Source organism: Bifidobacterium sp. N4G05 (genome assembly GCF_002742445.1).
GTDB lineage: Bacteria > Actinomycetota > Actinomycetes > Actinomycetales > Bifidobacteriaceae > Bifidobacterium > Bifidobacterium hominis.
Window position 1 is genome coordinate 175652 of the sequence record NZ_NJNQ01000005.1, and the last position, 18258, is coordinate 193909.

At 54.9% G+C, this 18258-nt stretch carries 18 protein-coding genes, 1 tRNA gene and 1 pseudogene; 8 read left to right on the forward strand and 12 right to left on the reverse strand.

Annotated features, from left to right (window positions below):
* Positions 1-71: 71 nt before the first annotated feature.
* Positions 72-701 carry a hypothetical protein gene (locus CE153_RS06830; protein WP_236824365.1) on the reverse strand — a complete coding sequence of 210 codons (630 nt, stop codon included), beginning with the start codon at positions 699-701 and terminating at the stop codon, positions 72-74.
* 524 nt (positions 702-1225) lie between these two features.
* Here CE153_RS06830 and CE153_RS06835 point away from each other — a divergent pair.
* Positions 1226-1296: transfer RNA gene (locus tag CE153_RS06835), tRNA-Gln, on the forward strand.
* Positions 1297-1473: 177 nt separating this feature from the next.
* On the opposite strand, the gene CE153_RS06840 is transcribed toward CE153_RS06835, so the two are convergent.
* The 5 genes from CE153_RS06840 to glyA form a co-directional block, all read right to left on the reverse strand.
* Positions 1474-2496, reverse strand: a complete 1023-nt coding sequence (locus CE153_RS06840; RefSeq protein WP_099595641.1) for a ribose-phosphate diphosphokinase — start codon at positions 2494-2496, stop codon at positions 1474-1476.
* A 90-nt stretch (positions 2497-2586) separates the two neighbouring features.
* Positions 2587-3315: a nicotinate-nucleotide adenylyltransferase gene (nadD, locus tag CE153_RS06845; protein WP_180753436.1), complete on the reverse strand. Its 729-nt coding sequence runs from the start codon at positions 3313-3315 to the stop codon at positions 2587-2589.
* Positions 3316-3329: 14 nt separating this feature from the next.
* Complete coding sequence (locus tag CE153_RS06850) at positions 3330-3881, reverse strand: phosphoribosylglycinamide synthetase (protein ID WP_374110521.1); 552 nt, start codon at positions 3879-3881, stop codon at positions 3330-3332.
* Between the two features lie 35 nt (positions 3882-3916).
* The gene (locus tag CE153_RS06855; protein ID WP_099595642.1) at positions 3917-5230 is read right to left on the reverse strand and encodes a glutamate-5-semialdehyde dehydrogenase; all 1314 of its coding nucleotides are present in this window, start codon (positions 5228-5230) and stop codon (positions 3917-3919) included.
* Positions 5231-5383: 153 nt separating this feature from the next.
* Positions 5384-6691 carry a serine hydroxymethyltransferase gene (gene glyA / locus CE153_RS06860; RefSeq protein WP_099595643.1) on the reverse strand — a complete coding sequence of 436 codons (1308 nt, stop codon included), beginning with the start codon at positions 6689-6691 and terminating at the stop codon, positions 5384-5386.
* A gap of 262 nt (positions 6692-6953) precedes the next feature.
* On the opposite strand from glyA, the gene thrC reads away from it, so the two are divergent.
* The 3 genes from thrC to CE153_RS06875 all read left to right on the forward strand — a co-directional run bounded on the left by thrC (position 6954) and on the right by CE153_RS06875 (position 10576).
* Positions 6954-8441, forward strand: a complete 1488-nt coding sequence (gene thrC, locus CE153_RS06865) for a threonine synthase (RefSeq protein WP_099595644.1) — start codon at positions 6954-6956, stop codon at positions 8439-8441.
* A 110-nt stretch (positions 8442-8551) separates the two neighbouring features.
* On the forward strand, positions 8552-9868 hold the full coding sequence (locus tag CE153_RS06870; RefSeq protein ID WP_180753433.1) for an MFS transporter: 1317 nt from the start codon (positions 8552-8554) through the stop codon (positions 9866-9868).
* 192 nt (positions 9869-10060) lie between these two features.
* The gene (locus CE153_RS06875; protein WP_099595646.1) at positions 10061-10576 is read left to right on the forward strand and encodes an NAD(P)H-dependent oxidoreductase; all 516 of its coding nucleotides are present in this window, start codon (positions 10061-10063) and stop codon (positions 10574-10576) included.
* 279 nt (positions 10577-10855) lie between these two features.
* On the opposite strand, the gene CE153_RS06880 is transcribed toward CE153_RS06875, so the two are convergent.
* From CE153_RS06880 to CE153_RS06900, 4 genes are all read right to left on the reverse strand, one after another.
* A complete protein-coding gene (locus CE153_RS06880; RefSeq protein ID WP_099595647.1) occupies positions 10856-11080 on the reverse strand; it encodes an antitoxin in 225 nt (74 codons plus the stop codon).
* Positions 11081-11302: 222 nt separating this feature from the next.
* A complete protein-coding gene (locus CE153_RS06885; protein WP_143433104.1) occupies positions 11303-12085 on the reverse strand; it encodes a hypothetical protein in 783 nt (260 codons plus the stop codon).
* A 182-nt stretch (positions 12086-12267) separates the two neighbouring features.
* Positions 12268-12840 carry a haloacid dehalogenase-like hydrolase gene (locus tag CE153_RS06890; RefSeq protein WP_180753438.1) on the reverse strand — a complete coding sequence of 191 codons (573 nt, stop codon included), beginning with the start codon at positions 12838-12840 and terminating at the stop codon, positions 12268-12270.
* A gap of 318 nt (positions 12841-13158) precedes the next feature.
* Positions 13159-13533, reverse strand: a complete 375-nt coding sequence (locus CE153_RS06900) for a hypothetical protein (RefSeq protein WP_236824491.1) — start codon at positions 13531-13533, stop codon at positions 13159-13161.
* Between the two features lie 350 nt (positions 13534-13883).
* Here CE153_RS06900 and CE153_RS06905 point away from each other — a divergent pair, with 350 nt between their 5' ends.
* A complete protein-coding gene (locus CE153_RS06905; protein WP_236824492.1) occupies positions 13884-14768 on the forward strand; it encodes an SDR family NAD(P)-dependent oxidoreductase in 885 nt (294 codons plus the stop codon).
* Between the two features lie 147 nt (positions 14769-14915).
* Positions 14916-15074 (forward strand): annotated as a pseudogene (locus CE153_RS06910) (redoxin domain-containing protein); the annotation flags it as partial.
* A gap of 520 nt (positions 15075-15594) precedes the next feature.
* Here CE153_RS06910 and CE153_RS06915 read toward each other — a convergent pair.
* On the reverse strand, positions 15595-16179 hold the full coding sequence (locus CE153_RS06915) for a PBECR4 domain-containing protein (RefSeq protein ID WP_143433106.1): 585 nt from the start codon (positions 16177-16179) through the stop codon (positions 15595-15597).
* Positions 16180-16647: 468 nt separating this feature from the next.
* Between CE153_RS06915 and bcp the strand changes: the two genes are divergently transcribed.
* Positions 16648-17181 carry a thioredoxin-dependent thiol peroxidase gene (gene bcp, locus CE153_RS06920; protein ID WP_099595650.1) on the forward strand — a complete coding sequence of 178 codons (534 nt, stop codon included), beginning with the start codon at positions 16648-16650 and terminating at the stop codon, positions 17179-17181.
* Between the two features lie 39 nt (positions 17182-17220).
* On the opposite strand, the gene CE153_RS08875 is transcribed toward bcp, so the two are convergent.
* Positions 17221-17655, reverse strand: a complete 435-nt coding sequence (locus tag CE153_RS08875) for a hypothetical protein (RefSeq protein ID WP_180753434.1) — start codon at positions 17653-17655, stop codon at positions 17221-17223.
* Between CE153_RS08875 and CE153_RS06930 the strand changes: the two genes are divergently transcribed.
* The gene (locus tag CE153_RS06930) at positions 17654-18211 is read left to right on the forward strand and encodes a pyridoxamine 5'-phosphate oxidase family protein (protein ID WP_099571903.1); all 558 of its coding nucleotides are present in this window, start codon (positions 17654-17656) and stop codon (positions 18209-18211) included. The two genes, CE153_RS08875 and CE153_RS06930, sit on opposite strands and share 2 nt — an antisense overlap.
* Positions 18212-18258: the final 47 nt, after the last annotated feature.

Below are 18258 nucleotides of genomic sequence, written 5' to 3' on the forward strand. Positions count from 1 at the left end.
CACGCTGAAAACCCTTGGAATCGGCTGAATTTAGCCAATTCCAAGGGTTTTGAATAATTAGCCGTTTTTCGTCACATGCCGAAATCAGCAGTCACGCATTTCCAAGCGGATCCCTTGAGCACGCACTTCATGTTGCCGCATAGTCTCCGGCCTCCGATGCCCATCAGCACAGTGCTTTCGAAACATGTTGGCGAGATCATCCAGCTTTCGACGGTATAGACGGTAATCGGAAGCAATCCGAGCTGGGCGTACACTTTTACGTCCTTCTTCATCCGGCTTACGATCTGGGCGGAGGCAATCTTCAGCTTTCGCATGTAGTCTTCACTCAACACCTTCTCCACGAGCGACAGCTTCTGCCTACCGCGGAAAATATCAACAATGTTGCAAAGTAGCCGCGCAGAAAACATGCTCATGGAGTAGGCAAACTCAGCATCGCATGGCCCGGGCATGATCTGAACAAAGTGAAATGGAATTTTCCTACCGAAAAGGTCTGAATCGAGAAACCCATCATAAGTGGGAAGCTTTCGACCGGAAGGAAAAACCAGTTTTTTCCATTCAGTCAGTTCTTCCTCCGTGGGAAGCTCTTTAGGATCATCCTCCCCCTTCTTATTGAACAGCACATCCAGTCCAGAAGACGGAATAGCCAAACCCGTCCCGTCAACTGCTGGCGGCGGAACTTCATTTTCAAATGAACCATCCATGATGGCACCTTTCTTCTTTGCCCGACTCATCGTTGAGAGGGGGTGTAGGAACCATTAAGGCATGAAAGATTGCCCCCGTCAAGTTAACATCTGCCTTTTGTGGATATGTGGATAACTCAGATATCCAAACTATTACAGAACACCCTAAATATGCGTTTATCCACCCTTCATATACTGAAGAATAGAGTGGCTCTTTGCTGGAAATGCAATTAAACGGCCTGCTTCAGCATTGCCCCTAATTCGTCTCAAAATATCTTAATAAAAATGGACAGCTCCGACTTTTTCTGAAAGATATTGATCGTGTTTGTTCGTATGTGTTCGTATTATGGTACTTTGCGCCTTATGATGCCAGTTTTTCGCAAAAAACTTTTTAAAAAATTGCCTCTACACCGTTCGCAGCAGAGCCATCCCATATCAAGATTCTCCAAAAAGTTCGCAACGCCGTCGCGCGACACCCCGTGGTATGCGGCGTCCGAATAATATGGCATAATGAACACTTGGCAGAAAACGTATGTTTCTGCCGTTCCCCCATGGTGTAATGGCAGCACACGGGTCTTTGGAACCCTTTGTCTTGGTTCGAGTCCAGGTGGGGGAGCTTGTTAGGATAAAAGCTCCTGCAGAATCAGTCTGCAGGAGCTTTTATCTTATCCGAAAACGCAGCAGCAGAAAGCGCATTGGCATTCCGGGAAAAATATTCGCAATACAAAAAATATGCGAGGCGCCCTCCCCATATGGAGCGGGCACCTCGCAAATGCACCTATACACACCTATGTCAGGCGAACAAGAAGCCCTGGCCGTGGTGTTCCGGGTAGGTGTCAAACAGTTCGGCCACGGAGCCGTCTTCGAACACGGCGCGGATGGCGCTGGCCAGAAGCGGCGCAATCGATAGTACGGTCAAACCGTCCCAACGCTTCTCTTCAGGAATCGGCACGGTGTCGGTAAGCACGACTTCTCGGGCGCCACTGTCCTTCAAACGTTCTACAGCTGGACCAGACAGCACGCCATGCGTGGCGACAACGGTCACCGACTTGGCGCCGGCGTTCTTGAGTACGTTGCAGGCGCCTGCGATGGTTCCAGCGGTATCGATCAAATCGTCGACAAGCACGCAGTCCTTGCCTTCGACGTCGCCCACGACTCGGTTGGCGACTGCCTGATTCGGACGGGTGATGTCGCGCGTCTTGTGCACGAACGCGAGCGGGCCGCCGCCAAGACGCTGCGCCCACTGTTCCGCGACACGAATGCGGCCTGCATCCGGGGACACGACGGCGACGTTGTCAAGCTGGTTGGCGAAACGATCACGAATGTAGTCCACAAGCACTGGCATAGCAATGAGATGGTCGACCGGACCGTCGAAGAAGCCCTGGGACTGTGCCGCATGCAGGTCGACGCTCATAATGCGGTCGGCGCCCGCAGTCTTGAGCAGGTCGAACATCAGACGGCACGAAATAGGCTCGCGGCCGCGATGCTTCTTGTCTTGGCGGGAATAGCCCAACAGTGGGCAGACCGCCGTAATGGAACGTGCGGAGGCACGCTTGAGCGCATCAATCATGATGAGCTGCTCCATGATCGATTGATTGATCGGAGCTGCGTGACTTTGCAGTACGAACACGTCCGCGCCACGCACGGATTCGGTGTAGCGCACGTACATCTCGCCGTTGGCGAAGTCGTATGCTGTGGTTTCCAGAACATCGATACCGAGTTGTTCGGCGACTTCCGCCGCCAGTTTCGGATGTGTTCTGCCTGTGACAAGGATAAGGTTTTTATCCGGCTTTCCTTCAAGGATTGCGCTCACCATGTCTCCAAACGTCTGTTTTTGCGTCAAGTGGACGTGACCCATACTAACCATCCGCGCAGACCGTCTCATCCGCGCGTGTTCACCTGAAATTTACCGGTACAGTCCGTGCTTGCCAATATATTGCACCACGCCGTCCGGTACGAGGTACCAAACAGGTTCCCCGTGTTCCGCGCGTCGACGTACATCGGTCGAAGAAATCGCCAGCGCCGGTATTTCCAACGTATCGACCTTGCCTTCCGGCAGTTTCACCCCTTCTGGAGATGAGTATCCGGGGCGGGTCACGGCCACGAAGTGGGCCAGATCCCACATTTTGTCGGCATCTTTCCATTGCATGATTTCCGCGACCGCGTCGGCTCCGGTGATGAAGAAGAGTTCCGCGTCAGGATGTTGCACACGGATATCTCGCAACGTGTCGATGGTGTAGGTGATTCCCGGACGGTCGATGTCCACACGTGATACGGTGAATTTCGGATTGGATGCGGTGGCGATGACCGTCATGAGATAGCGGTCTTCCGCGTTGGTGACGTTCTTGTCGAGTTTGAATACGGGGCGTCCTGTCGGCACGAAGATCACTTCGTCGAGGTCGTACACCCATGACACTTCTGACGCCGCCACCAAGTGGCCGTTGTGGATGGGGTCGAACGTACCGCCCATAATGCCGATGCGAGGCCTGCTATGCCAGTTGCCACGCGCTGAACGTCGACCTGTGGACACTGCGGAACCTGCTGATTCCACGGAAAGGCCGGACATGCGCCGTTCCGGTTCCACCACATAGCTGATGGCAAGTTCGGAATCGGCTTCGGCGGATTCGGGCCGCATGCGTTTCGGACCGGTCATGAAGCGTCCTCGCTCTTCTGCTCCTGATCGGCGTCCGCGGTTTCACGTCCGATGCTGTCTGCCGTGGGCGAAGCGTTGTCAGGATCGATCTTGTCCATATCCTCGTCCCACTCGTCCTGCACAACACGTCTGATTTCAGCGAAGGTCGGCAACGGGAAGTCCGGCTGGTAGGCACGTCGCACCTCGGCCACACGTTCGGTGACACGAATCAGCGTATCAGTCATGCCGTCGATATCCTGTTCGCGTTCCATGGCGCTGAATTTGGCGATGTACTGTTCCATAAGACGCATCTGCTCGTCGACGTTCCTGAGTTTCTCCTCGCTGAGTTCCACCACGTCGTCGGCGCCGGTTTCCGGCCAGCCAATCAACACCGCATCGGCATATTCGAGTGACGCGCGCTGTGCCGCCGAGGCGATGCCGTCCTCGATTTGCACAAGGAACACGTATCGTACAATGCTTAATCGTTCGGAGGCAAGCTTCAATCCCAGATATGGATCATTGAGATCCGCATTCCATGGATTCTTGACGTCGGTCATTGTTCCCTCCATCTGACTGTCGTTTTCGTTGATACCGTTTTGTTCGCTCATGCTCGCACCTGCCCCGTTCCGTAACCGATCCACTTGGTCGTGGTCATTTCGCGTAGTCCCATGGGGCCGCGTGCGTGCATTTTCTGCGTTGAGATGCCAAGTTCCGCGCCGAAACCGAACACTCCCCCGTCGGTGAAGCGTGTGGATGCGTTGACCATCACCACCGCCGAGTCGATGCGTGAGGTGAATTCCTCGATGGCCGAATAGTCTTCGGCGATGATGGATTCCGTATGTCCGGTGGAATGACGGTTGATGTGTTCGATGGCTTCGTTGAGTGAGTCGACCACTTTGATGCCGATTTTCAATGCCAGATACTCGGTATCCCAGTCTTCATCAGTGGCATGCATCAGTTCCACTCCGTCGATACCGGCTTTATCGATGATTGCGTAAGCTCGCTCGTCGGCATGCATTTCAACATTGGCGGCGGCGAGTGCGGCTGCGGCCTGCGGAAGGAACGTTTCGGCAATGTCCTGATGCACGAGGAGTTTTTCGGTGGCGTTGCAGACGCCGACACGTTGCGTTTTGGCATTGAGGATGATGGGGATGGCCTTGTTTTGGTCGCCGGTTTGGTCGACGTAGATATGTACGTTGCCAGCTCCGGTTTCGATGACCGGCACTTTGGAGTTTTGCACGACGGCTTGAATAAGACCCGCTCCCCCTCGCGGAATGAGTAGGTCGATGTGACCTTGGGCTTGCATCATGGCGGTGGCGCCCTGGCGTCCGTATTCGTCGACGGATGCGATGAGCGCAGGGTCGTATCCGTATTCGCGTAGCACGTCGGCGATGATGCCGAGTGTGGCTGCGTTGGTACGTTCGGCCGCGTGTCCGCCTCTGAGAAGCACCGCATTACCGGATTTGATGCAGAGCGATGCGACGTCGACGGTGACGTTGGGGCGTGCTTCGTAGACCATGCCAAGCACTCCGATGGGCACGCGGGCCTGTTCGAGTCGTAGACCGTTGTCGAGATGGTATCCGCGTACGATTTCGCCGATCGGATCCGGCAGGGTAGCTACGTGGCGTACGCCTTGTGCGGCTGCGTTGACGCGGGACACGTCGAATTTGAGTCGGTCAAGCTTGCCTGCGTCCATACCATGTTCAGCAGCTTCCTGCATATCGATGGCGTTGGCTGCGGCAATTTCTCCGGAACGCGAGTCGAGTGCGTCCGCGATGACGTTGAGAAGCTCGTTTTTACGTTGCGTGTTGGTTTGGGCAAGTTGCGCTTGCGCGATTCGTGCGGCGTCGGCTTTGGCGCACACTTCGTTGAGCACGTCGATTTCCATGGCGTTGGCTTGGATCTGTGGGTTCGTCATAGTTTCCTAGATTAGCGCGGAATCGCGCCTTGTTCCGCAGCTTCGACCATTATTTCGTCGTAGCGTCGGGAGCAGGGCGCGATTTCACATGTCGTGTGGCTCCAGAGATTCATGTCCGGAACCGTTCTCGATCAACTATTATTCGACATGGAATCAGTGGATCTGGTCGAGGCCCGGATACAGCGGGAAGTCTTCGGCGAGCTTGTCGACGCGAGCCTTGAGGGCTTCCACGTCAGCGTCCTTGCCTGCCGCAAGTGCGGTGCCGATGATGTCGGCGACCTCTTCGTATTCCTTGTTGCCGAAGCCACGGGTGGCGAGTGCGCTGGTGCCGATACGCAAGCCGGAGGCCACGCTTGCCGGACGCGGGTCGAACGGGACAGTGTTGCGGTTGATGGTGATGCCGCATTGTGCGAGGAGGTCTTCGCCCTGCTGGCCGTCCATTTCGCTGTTGCGCAAATCGACCATGACGAGGTGGACGTCGGTGCCACCGGTGAGGACGCTGATACCGTTGTTCTTGACGTCGTCGGCCATAAGACGTTCGGCGAGGATCTTGGCGCCGTCGAGAGTGCGCTGCATGCGGTCTTTGAACTCCGGTGAGGATGCGACCTTGAATGCGACGGCCTTACCTGCGATGACATGCATGAGCGGACCACCCTGCTGGCCCGGGAAGACTGCGGAGTTGAGCTTCTTGGCATAATCTTGCTTGGCGAGAATGAAGCCGGAGCGCGGGCCTCCGAGAGTCTTGTGGGCAGTGGAAGACACGACATCGGCATATGGAACCGGACTCGGATGCAGCCCTGCGGCGACGAGTCCCGCGAAGTGTGCCATGTCAACCCAGAACTTGGCTCCGACCTCGTCGGCGATCTCCTTCATGGCCTTGAAATCTTCGATACGCGGGTAGGCGCTCCAGCCACCGATGATCATGGCAGGGTGGGTTTCGAGCGCACGCTGGCGGATGATTTCAGGGTCAATGCGGAAGGTTTCGGGGTTGACTCCGTAGGCTTCGGCATGGTAGAAACGCCCGGAGAAGTTGATCTTCATACCGTGGGTAAGGTGTCCGCCATGGTCGAGTGCGAGGCCGAGCACGGTGTCACCCGGCTTGACGAGCGCCTGGTAGACGGCTGCGTTGGCCTGCGCGCCGGAGTGGGGCTGCACGTTGACGTATTCGGCGCCGAACAGGCTCTTGGCGCGTTCGCGGGCGATGGTTTCGATTTTATCAACCTGCTCGCAGCCGCCGTAGTAGCGGCGTCCCGGATAGCCTTCGGCATACTTGTTGGTCAGCACGGAGCCTTGTGCCTGAAGCACTGCACGCGGCACGAAGTTTTCGGAGGCGATCATTTCCAAGCCGTTTTGCTGTCGGGACAGTTCGGCGTTAAGCACTTTGGCGATTTCGGGGTCTGCTTCGGCAATGGGTGCATTGAACATGTCGTTCGGGGTTTGCGCGAGAGGTGATGCGGTCATTGAACTCTCCTTGGCTTGGAGGATAACTACGTTGCCCGCACGAGCATGCGGGCTCCACGATGAAGTGTACGTGCATAAATCGTATGGGAGAACAGGGCGTTTCGAAACATGGCAGCAATCACGAAACAAGAAGGAAACAATCGCCTATTTGCAAATCGCATGTCGTCCCATTCCACGGACGCCAAGCATGTTTCTTCCCGCCCATAACGCTACACTTAATACTGTTTGACGTTATTGCCCGTTCTATTGCTAAGGAAATCCAGTGACCACGTTCCACAGCACCCGCAGCACCACCGATTCGCTCACCTCCAAGCAGGCCATCCGCAAAGGCATCGCCGACGATGGAGGCCTGTTCGTAACCGACTCACTGGGCGAAACCCACGTGGACATCGCTTCCCTCGCAGGCAAGTCCTACCAGCAGATCGCATTCGACGTGCTGAGCGTGTTGCTGCCCGACTTCACCGAAACTGAACTCAAAGCATGCATCAGCGAGGCATACGGCGCGCAGTGGTCCGATGAAAAGATCACCCCGGTCAAGCCGCTCGGCGATGACTACGTGATGGAACTATTCAACGGTCCGACCTCTGCATTCAAGGACGTCGCATTGCAGATCCTGCCGCGTTTCATGGCACGCACCACCCCGACCGATGGCGACGACAACGAGAAAATCATGATCGTGACCGCCACTTCCGGAGACACCGGCAAGGCAGCACTCGCTGGTTTCGCGGATGCCGAGGGCACGGGCATCACCGTGTTCTATCCGGAAGGCAAGGTCAGCCAGGTGCAGGAACTGCAGATGAGCACGCAGGCCGGTTCAAATGTGAACGTGTGCGCAGTCAAGGGCAATTTCGATGACGCACAATCCGCGGTCAAGCGCATTTTCGGCGACCGCGAGCTCGCCAACCGCTTGGCATCCGACTCGCATGTGGTACTGTCTTCCGCAAATTCGATTAATGTGGGGCGTTTGGTGCCGCAGGTCGTCTACTATTTCTCCGCTTACGCGCAGCTACTCGAACAGCAGGTCATCAATGTTGGCGATGAGGTCGAGTTCGTGGTGCCGACCGGTAACTTCGGTGATATTCTCGCCGGATATTATGCGAAGTTGCTGGGCCTGCCGGTCAAGCATCTGGTTGTTGCGTCCGATAAGAACAATGTGCTGTTCGATTTCCTGACTTCCGGCACGTATAACCGTCAGCGTCCGTTCTATCAGACGATTTCCCCGTCGATGGATATTCTCATTTCCTCGAATCTGGAGCGCATGCTGTATTACATGTCCGGCAAGGACACTCGTCTGATCGCCATGCTGATGAACGATCTGAACCAGTGGGGCGCCTATGAGGTTCCCGAACCGATGCTGGCTAAGATCCGTTCCCTGTTCGGCACTGGCTGGGCCGATGAGGATCAGGTGCGTGAGATGATCGCGGATTGCTGGAACAAGAACCATTATGTGATTGACCCGCACACCGCGTGCGGTTATTACGTGATGCAGCAAATGCCTCGCGATCCGCTGACGCCGCGCGTGCTGTTGAGCACCGCCAGCCCATACAAGTTCCCGCGTGTGGTCAACGAATCCTTGGGATTGGACGCTTCCGGCACGGATTTCGAATGCATGGACGTGCTTGCCGAAGCGACCGGCACCACTGCCCCAGCCGCATTGCGCGGATTGGAAACCGCCAACGTGCGTTTCGACCATGTCGTTGATATCGACAGTATGGAAGACTTCGTCGAGCAGGCCGCCAAAACCCTGTAAACGAAGCACGTCTTCGAACCGTTAGTTCGTCATTATCGGCCGTCCGCAATATGTGGACGGCCGTTTTTCGTCAAGACTGCTACAGTTGCATGTTCGGAGGCGAACCCAGCATGACATTACCGACGACATCCGCATCTGAATCAATGCAGCAGGAACAACCGGCACAACAATCAAACAAGCCGAAGCAGCTACAACGTAAGCATGATCGTCTCATCACCCGTGACATGGCGTTGGTCATGCTCGCGACCTTCTGTTTCATGTCGAGCAATATGCTTGCCAATCCGATTGTCGCCGGATATGCGGAATCGTTAGGCGCGTCCGGTATGTTGATGGGGGTGGTGGCAGGGTCGATGAGTTTCATCTCATTGTTCTGCCGCCCGATCGCAGGCAATCTTTCCGACAGAACCAGCAAACGTACGCTTGTAACGGCCGGCACAGTGCTTTATTTCACCGCGGGACTGCTGTACTATTTCGCGAACTCCCCCATCATGCTCATCATGGCGCGTGTGATCAACGGTGTCGGTTTCGCATGCTGTTCGGTCTGCTTGGCCACGTGGATGTCGCTTCTGCTGCCGATTCGCCATATGGGTGCCGGCATGGGATTGTACGGCACAATGAACGCGCTAGCCATGGCGGTCGGCCCGGCATTGGGTATTCGCGCGCAGAAGTACATCGGCTACCGACTGACGTTTTTAAGTTCGCTGATATTGGCGGCGATCATGCTGATTGCCACGTTAATGGTGAAGAATGGCGGACAGCCGGTACGCAAAAAGCAGCCTTCCACAACGGAGAATCCCTCCCTTGCCGTAGACATTGACGGTTCTATTGACGGTTCTGCTGGCGCAACCAAAAAACATCATCTTTCGATCCGTTCGATTTTGGAACCACGCGTGGTGCCGTTGTCGTTGACGTTCATGATGTTCGCCATAGCGTATTTCGCGAACCAATCATTCATAATGAACTATGTCGAGGCACGTCATCTGCCGGTGTCGGCCGACCTGTTTTTCATGTTCTATGCGGTCACGTTATTGGTGTTGAGGATGGTGTTGCGTGACCTGTTCGACAGTAAGGGCTTCCGTTCTTGGCTTACGCTCTGCTCATTGGGCATGCTGGCGATGCTCGCGTGTATGACGTTCCTGTTCAACGATTGGATGCTGTTGTTGGCTGCGTTTTTCACCGCCGTCGGCTATGGCTTGATGAGTTCAGTCACGCAGGCGCAGGCCGTGGTGATCGCCGGCCGCGAGCGCAGTGGTATTGCGAATAGTACGTATTATGCGGGTATTGATTTGGGTATGTCGGTTGGTCCGTTTGTGGGTGGTTTGGTGTATGGGCGTTTGCCGGTTGTGTGGTTTTATCCGGTGTTTATGTTGACGGTTCCTGTTGCTTGGTTGATTTATTGGTTGTGTGTGAGACGTGTTTCGCGGTAGTTGTTGGATGATGGTGTGAAGTTTCTGACTTGCTTGTTCGAAACTTCGTTGCCGGATTTCGGATTACGGAAGTGAGTGGGAGTTTACTTGCGTTTTTGAGCCGTGGGCTGAACGGTTGTGTTTCGTATTTGCGATTGCGATTGGGGTTACTATGGCGGGTAACGTAGAACGGCCGTTGTCAGGAGGCGACTTATGAAGACGTTGGTGTTGGTGTTTCATCCGCATGTGGAGGATTCCCACGTTAATCGCAAGCTGATGGATGTGGCCGGAAAGGTCGATGGCGTGACTGTGGTGGATGAGTATGCCGCCTATCCGGATTTCAAAATTGATGTGGAGCGTGAGCATGCGTTGCTGCAGGAGCATGACCGCATTGTGTTGCAGTTCCCGTTTTACTGGTATTCGGCTCCGGCACTGCTTAAGCAGTGGGAGGATGACGTGTTGAATATCGGCTGGGCTTATGGTGATTATGCGTTGGAGGGCAAGGAGATCATGGTGGCTGTTTCCACTGGTGCACCGGCTGAATGCTATACGCATGATGGTAGTCAGGCGAGAACTATGGAGGAGTTGCTGTCGCCGTATGAGGCCATGTCTCGTTATGTGCACGCCTCCTATCGTGAACCGTTCCTCGTGCATGGTGCGGCCACGTCCACTGAAGAGCAGCTCGATGAAATCATTGCCCGATATCCCACCTTCCTAACTGGGCGCTGAAAACGGTTGTAACTCGTACCGTGTCTCCAACATCTCACGGTACGAGTTTCTTTCCGTACTCGCTCGAGGAGCGTGGCTGGGTGGAGGATGGGTTCGACGGGTTCCTATTATCCCCTGCCCAGATGGCTGGCCTACATGTGCGTGGGCGGCTGAGCTGGCGGACCGCTGTACGGCGGCAAAACGGGCTGAAGGGGCAAGTTCGACCGGATCCGAACGCCAGTGCCAGATCGCGGGGACGATCCGCGGTTCGGTCGGTCCGACGTCGGCGAACGGCCTCGCTCAGACGAATTCGAGCTTCTTATGTTCCCGGGCGCATTGCACCAGATACAGATTGATGAGGTTCTGATATGGAATACCCGTCTCCTTGGACATGTCTTTGAAGTATTCGATCGCTTGCCCCGCGAGGTTCATGGTCACCGGCCTGCGGGCCGTAACGGCATAGGGGCTCGCCTTCGCGTCGCTGAAATCATATTCGTCGCGCGTGTTAACGTCCTTTTCTTGCATATTGCCCGCTCTCGCGGCGGGTGGTCTTCATACCGGATACTTCTTTCACCTTCAGCATGTAGACACCTTGCTTCGGCTCATGCAGCATTCCATATTTACCCCCTTCATAATCCACAAGGCTTTACCCGCCAATACCTGCGAGCGCCATTTTGTATGCGTTGCGGGCCGTGCTGTAACTGCTTGGCATTTTGCTGACTTTTTGTGGATCGTATTGGCATGCTGTCAGGTTCTGTAGTATTGGCGCATGATTTCGTCGAAGTGTTGTTCGACGAAGTTTTGTGGGTTTGTTTTCCATTGTAGGGTGTTTGCGTCGGAGACTGGCGGGATTAGGGTGAGTGGGATCCATGTGAGTGCTATTAGGTTCTGTATGGGTATGTCTCCTCCGTCGTTGCTTTTCCATTCCACTCGGTCGGCGATTTGTTTGTTTTGGAGGCGTAGTTGTTGTGAGAGTGTGTCGAAGTATCCTTTTTGGTTGGCTTTTGTTCCTGTGGTCAGCTGTGCGTTGTTGTTTCTCGCTTCGCAGATTTCCAATAGATTGTTGCGGAATTCCGTCACGCACATCCTGTCGTCCGGATCAGTCGGGACGATGAGTTCCATTGGAACATAAAAGGATAGGTCTCCTTCGGCTGTCGTTTCGGGCGCAGTCCCATCTTCGTCTTTGCGGACGGCTTTCTGATATTCGTCGATATTGGACCGGTATTGCGTCCAGAAAGCCTTGAATATGCCCCATGTCTTTTGGCCGCGAGGCAGTTTCCCTCCGGTGAAGTCCAAGGCACGCTTCAGGATCAGCAGTCCGATGGCGAGGGTATTGTGCCCGCCATCGAGGATTCCTTCGATGTTCCTGCTGTCGAAATGTATGCGTACCCGGTCCCTATCGAGGTTTTCGTGTCTCGATGAGGCAAGCAGAATGCCTTTGGTCTTGAAGGGAAAAAGCTCCGGCCCACATTCGATGGAATCCTGAATGGCTTCGTGACCTGCCCTTTGTTTTGCGAGCAATGATCCCACTTTTCTTCCGCGGGATCAATCCCCTACAAGCGCGTGTCGCCCTAGTTTTTGCATTCGATTGCATTTTCCCTATATGCGGCAATCCGAACAACCGGCGCCCATCTTGGTCCACGCAAGGCATCCCCACTGAAGGACACGCAAGAATCAGCCCATGCCGCCGTATTCCGTTCCAGCCTTTCCGGCTATTTGACTCGGTGGATTCCGTTACCCTTGACCATGTAGGCGCGGCGGGCCATGTCGATCATGGGCTGGTCGAAACGGCTGTCCGTGTAGAATTCGTCCACTCGGGCGTTGTCGCCGTATAGTTCGCGGAATCGTTTGGGCTTGTTGGTGTTGAAGTTGAGGTAGTTTACGTTCAACGTGTTGCCGTCGATGGTGGACGAGACCAAATGTTGCACGCCAAGCCTGCGGCAGGCCTCGCCCACGGTGATGTCGAACGAGGCGGTGAGGATCACATCGTCTTCGCGTGGCTCATACCAGGGTTTGATGCGCTTCATGTTCTGATCCCAGAAGGCGTTGACGAGCTCCTCGAATTCCACCGATTCGGCAAGTTCGCTTAAATATCCGCGGCATAGTTTGCCCACACCGTATTCCATTTGATCGAACGTGGCCCGTCCGAGCTTGTATTTGATGGCATAGCGCAATACCGGAGCGATGTACCACAATACCTTCGGATTATATCGGGCCGAAAACAAGTACAGGTCGAACAGGCTTTCCCCGTCGTAGATGGTTCCATCGAAATCGAACACACGCATGTAAGCAGCTCTCACTTCCTCGTACGCGCGCATCCAATACGCGCCATTGCAACTCATGCTAAAGCCCGAAGGCTGATTCCTTCTTACATGAAGGTGAACGGCCGGCGACCGCAATGTGCAATTCATGCACATTCGGTTCATGTCACGTTTGGAAGGAGGAACCGCAACAGCACAGTCGGACCGCTATTCGCCCCATAGGAGCCGTCCGCGCTGCTGATAGCCCTCATCAAACAACGGCTGGGCCTTCGTCGATGAGCCTGACGAATTCCAGATCCTCATCTCGTTCCGCTCGACTACCCCCATGATAATTCATTCGGTTTAGAAACCGTGATGGATGTCGTATATCCTGCAGGTCGGCTCCATGTCGAACGTGACCGCGTCGAACTGCTCGGAGTGACGCACGAACGTGTCGATCAGTTTCCACTGGCGGCGGCTGATGCCGATGCGGTAGTCCGGGCGAACCATGAGCACTGGCGCTTTCGGCTGGAGTTCCTCCAAGGCTTGGGCGCGTTGTTCGAAGCATTCGTCATCGTCGATCCATACGATCTCGGATAGTTCACTGGACCAGTGGATGCACCATGATCCTACAGGCGTATGGGCTTTTTCGTTGCCATCCAAGTGGAATGCCTTTTCAGGATTACACATTTTCACGTAGGGACTGTCGGGCTTCGCCCAAGTCATGACCTTGTTCACGCCGCCCCTGCGTAAAAGCTTGTCATTCGGAAAGGCGTTGAGCACCCCCATCGAAATCCGTGAACACCACAGGTTTGGAAAACACTTTCAAATCCGTCAGCACCACTCCCCTTTCAATCGTCAACTATCTTCTTATATTGACCTTACGGTTTCCTCACTACGTTTTACCTGACAAATACTGACAGCATCGCCATCGTTTTATTTGCTACACTCGGATTGGTTCGGCACGGACGCCGAACGACCGCAGGCACGAGCATAGGCAACCGCAAACGCGGTTCATATGATGTGCTGGAAACATGGTGCTGCGAACGCATCTAAAAAGCGGTCATCATAACGCAAAGGAGCGAAACATGGCAGATGAATCATCGCAGATTCCAGAGAAAACCGTCGAACAAATCTTCGACGAACGTTATCCCCTCGACAAATGGAAGGATTCAAACTACTCGATACTCGATAAATTCTCAATGCGCGGCCGCAAAGGCTTCGTCACCGGAGCCGCAGGCGGTCTAGGACGCAACGCCGCAGCCGCACTCGCCCAAGCCGGAGCAGACGTCGCACTAGTCGACCTGCCCAGCCAAGAAGACAAGCTCACCGAACTGGTGGAAGACATGCGCGAAGGTTTCGGCACCAACGTCATTGCGCTCACCTGCGACGTCACCGATACGGTACAAGTCGCGGAACTCAAAACGCAATTGGTGGAACAGCTGGGCACCGTCGACTTCGCATTCCTCAACGCCGGAGTCAACGTACCGGGAGATGACCAAGACGCCACCGAAGAAGTATGGACGCGCACCATCAACATCAACCTCAACGGCACCTACCGTACCGGCCGCATCGCGCATGAAATCATGCGCGAACACGGTCATGGCGGCTCACTGATCTTCACAGCCTCCCTGTCCGGACACAACGCGAACTACATGATGGGAAGTCCGACGCCGGTGAACGCGTATGGCGCCACCAAAGCGGCCATCATGGAACACTCACGTTACCTTGCCGCGGCGCTCGCCAAAGATGGCATCCGTTCCAACACCATCTCCCCCGGATACGTGTGGTCTGGAATTTTCAATGGCCGTATCGACATGCCTGGCCACGACGCCATGCTCGAAGTCGTGCCAATGCACCGTTTCGGCACGAATGACGAGATTGCCAGCACGGTACTCTTCCTCGCCAGCGACGCCTCCTCGTACGTTACTGGCACTGATATTCGCGTAGATGGCGGCTACAGCGTCTTCTAACCTCTAACAACCATCTAGCACGTTGAGGCCGACCGTGGCTCACAGTCCTCCGACCGACCTCAACAGACGCCTATTCGTGCTTTATATCGGCACGAAGTCCGAAGAACCGTAAGAAGCAATCACGTCGGCATCAATTCGCCAGTAGCCCGACAGCATTTGACGTTTCCGTTGTTGTCGGACGCCGATCTGACTGTGCATCATTTGTATGGTGCGTATGGTGAGAAGAAATTGTACGGCAAGGTCTATGAGGGTGTAATTCGTTCGACTTTCGTGATCGATGGTGATGGAGTGATTCGTGTGGCCTGAATCCATCCTCGCTACAGCAATCACGAACGCTTCTTGGAAATCCTTGTACAAGCCGGTTCCCACGGCGGAGCACATCGCGTCGCCAAGGCCGCCGAGCTCGTTTACTGCGACGTTTTCGACAGGGATGCCCAGCACGTCGGCAAAGACAAAACTCATCACCTCGATGTGCATTGCCCTCATCTCACTTATGCATGGCAGATTCACGGACTTGTCCGGAGGCTTCTCGCTTATATATGGCAGGCCAGTCTGCCGAAACAGTAGGTAGGGGGTATGAAAAGCTTCATTTTTGAGGAACAGGCTGCCATATATAAGCGAAATACCTCCCGTCGCATCCCGAAATCTGCCATATATAGGCGAGATACAGCCTGCTTTCCTTAATTCATGGCCGACGAGGAATCCCAAAGAGAATGATCGAGACATCGTTCACGTCCGGAATATCATCCCGCTCTTATCCTGCAGCGATGACCGCCACTACGCCACCAAAGCCTACGACTACAGACCAAGCGAACGGTTTCCGGAATCACTCCCACCTTGCTGATACGACGCTTCTCACACGCGTACCCCGCCTGTGGATGCTCTCGGAAAGAACACTCTCATTCACAAGAGATGCAGGAATGTAATCACCCGTCCGCTCATCTTTCTTGTTCACCTGTTCCGACAAACCCAACGCCCACCGCTCATCACCAGCAAATAAAATCAAGCCGCTTTTCGCAGATTCCACCACATAGGCAGCGGTCACCACATGGTTGAAGGCCTCACCTGCTATATCCAGTTTTGATTTTGTATGACTCCGCCGCTTTTCGTATGACGTGTTCCTGTCGTTATGCCTATGTGTATAGTCCGCACGCTTCGCCGTAAAATTCCTTCGTACGATGTCGTCATAGAAATCCGATTGCCGGGCTCGACGTTCCTTGTGAGAATCCATATAGTATTCAAAACCACATAGATGGGCAAAAGCGCTTTTAGTGAATCTGATGGCAACTTCGCTACCGTCATCACATTGAAGAATCAACCGTCCCAAGGAAAGCAACCGAGCATATGCGGGACGGATTTCGTCCCTTACTTTCCGAAGCCACTCCGCCTTCTCTTTGCTGCGGTCAGCCATCATTGCCCTCCAAATAAAAAGAAGGGAACAGATCTTTTCGGATCTGTTCCCTTGACGGGTCTGACGCCTACTGCTTGGGCAGTTCGCCACGCTCTCGCGGGACGTTTCGCTCATCCTTCCGTTTTCCAACGGTTTCGCACGGATGGTGTGCTACACCTCCCTTACGGTTTCCACGTTTTCGACGTGGTGGAGGTATCCGGCAGTGACCTCTTGCAAGCCTTCCGCCGCCCCGACCGACGGCGAGCCGGTTTGGGGAATGGCACAAAACTTGTCATCTCAATAATAGCCCATGCACGAACAAAACTGTTCCACTCACATCGAAATATTCGATACTGCGCTCGCTTTGGAACGAGAAAAATAGATCGTCGCACAACGATTCAAGCAAGCCGCGCGCACGTAAGGCGGGTATGATGACACCTATTCGCGCTTTGTATCGGCACGAAGTCCGAAGAACGGTAAGGAGCAATCATGTCCGACATCAATTCGCCAGCAACCCCAGCAGCGCAGGACTCCCGTACATCTGCACGACTCGAAGCGGGGCAGACGGCCCCGGACTTCACACTTCCCAGCGACAACGGCGATAGCATCGCGCTCTCCGCATTGCGCGGCCAGAATATCATCCTATACTTCTACCCTGCCGCGATGACTCCCGGCTGCACCACCGAGGCCTGCGACTTCCGAGACAACCTCGAACGCCTGCGCTCCCGCGGATTCACCGTGCTCGGCGTATCGAAGGATCCGTTGGACAAGCTCATCCGATTCCGCGGGCGCGATCATTTGACGTTCCCGTTGTTGTCGGACGCCGATCTGACTGTGCATCGTTTGTATGGTGCGTATGGTGAGAAGAAATTGTACGGCAAGGTCTATGAGGGTGTAATTCGTTCGACTTTCGTGATCGATGGTGATGGAGTGATTCGTATCGCCCGGTACAACGTGCGCGCGAAGGGTCATGTTGATTCTTTGCTGCGGGCGCTCGACAAGCTTGATGGTTCCGTTTTCTAGTTTGGAATGCGATGCCGCTTTGTTTATAGATCAGCTTTTTCATGCGAATGACGCAAGCAGCGTCAGTAGCGGGTAGATGCCGAATTCCTGATAGCGGTCGTGCAGTGTGCCGATGTCTTCGAATATGGTCTCTTCGACAAGCCTTTCGAAGGTCTCGTAACGGCGCGGGGCACGGCCTCGTAAGAGAAGAGGAGAAGCGCGATGAGACTCAGACTTCCAACAATAAATCATCGTCTTCCGACATGTCAGTCCACGGCTCGCGTGTGCGGTTTGCTTGATCGTGTTGGCGATGCGTTGGCTGAGGAGCGTGAACGTTTGGAGTTGAAGGCGATTGAAATGCTGAAGGGTCGAAGCGTCTTGCGCAGCCGGAGCCGGTGGATCATGCTTGGTGGGATGATGGTTCCGGCGTGTACAGCATCGGCCGAGGGAGCCGGTAGACTGGGTGTGTAAATCCAGCAGAGAGGAACGTGCCATGGTGACGCGTCGTAATGATGAGCGGACGGTTGCGGGAAGGCATCGCATGATGAGGCGTGCCGACCGTGAGGTAACCGAACCACAGCAGATTGATGCGATTATCGCAACGTGCAAGATCGTGAATATTGCATACACCGATGCGGAGGGCATCACCATCGTGCCGTTGAATTTTGGATACGTATTCGACACGGAATCCAATCATCTCACCTTGTATTTCCATGGTTCTGCGACCGGGCGCAAGATGGACGCGGTCAAGGCCGCGGGCAACGCGCTTCCTGTAGCATTCGAAATGGCGACTGACTGCGAGGTGGTCGAGGGGCGCACGCTGTGCAATTGGGGCGAGGCGTTCAAGTCGATCGTCGGCAATGGTACCGCGTCCATCATCGACGATCTTGACGAGGCGCGCCAGGGGCTCGCACTGCTGATGAGGCAGCAGGCCGGTATGGAGCATGTGGAGTTCACCGACCAGCAGGTATGCGCCGTCACCGTATGGAAGGTGGAAGCGGACTACTTCACCGCCAAAGTGCGCGAAAAGCCCCAGCTGCATACGCACTGACCTCATACCTCACCTGACGCAATGATGCGCTGCTTCCAAGCCCGAGG

Coding starts and splice junctions, on each gene's coding strand:
- CE153_RS06905 (WP_236824492.1), top strand. CDS start 13,884: ATGGCAGATGAATCATCGCAGATTCCAGAGAAAACCGTCGAACAAATC.
- CE153_RS06830 (WP_236824365.1), bottom strand. CDS start 701: ATGGATGGTTCATTTGAAAATGAAGTTCCGCCGCCAGCAGTTGACGGG.
- CE153_RS06915 (WP_143433106.1), bottom strand. CDS start 16,179: ATGGCTGACCGCAGCAAAGAGAAGGCGGAGTGGCTTCGGAAAGTAAGG.
- CE153_RS06855 (WP_099595642.1), bottom strand. CDS start 5,230: ATGACGAACCCACAGATCCAAGCCAACGCCATGGAAATCGACGTGCTC.
- bcp (WP_099595650.1), top strand. CDS start 16,648: ATGTCCGACATCAATTCGCCAGCAACCCCAGCAGCGCAGGACTCCCGT.
- nadD (WP_180753436.1), bottom strand. CDS start 3,315: ATGCGGCCCGAATCCGCCGAAGCCGATTCCGAACTTGCCATCAGCTAT.
- CE153_RS06880 (WP_099595647.1), bottom strand. CDS start 11,080: ATGCAAGAAAAGGACGTTAACACGCGCGACGAATATGATTTCAGCGAC.
- CE153_RS06890 (WP_180753438.1), bottom strand. CDS start 12,840: ATGCGTGTGTTCGATTTCGATGGAACCATCTACGACGGGGAAAGCCTG.
- CE153_RS08875 (WP_180753434.1), bottom strand. CDS start 17,655: ATGGCACGTTCCTCTCTGCTGGATTTACACACCCAGTCTACCGGCTCC.
- CE153_RS06840 (WP_099595641.1), bottom strand. CDS start 2,496: ATGGTGAGCGCAATCCTTGAAGGAAAGCCGGATAAAAACCTTATCCTT.
- glyA (WP_099595643.1), bottom strand. CDS start 6,691: ATGACCGCATCACCTCTCGCGCAAACCCCGAACGACATGTTCAATGCA.
- CE153_RS06850 (WP_374110521.1), bottom strand. CDS start 3,881: ATGGAGGGAACAATGACCGACGTCAAGAATCCATGGAATGCGGATCTC.
- CE153_RS06870 (WP_180753433.1), top strand. CDS start 8,552: ATGACATTACCGACGACATCCGCATCTGAATCAATGCAGCAGGAACAA.
- CE153_RS06875 (WP_099595646.1), top strand. CDS start 10,061: ATGAAGACGTTGGTGTTGGTGTTTCATCCGCATGTGGAGGATTCCCAC.
- CE153_RS06930 (WP_099571903.1), top strand. CDS start 17,654: ATGGTGACGCGTCGTAATGATGAGCGGACGGTTGCGGGAAGGCATCGC.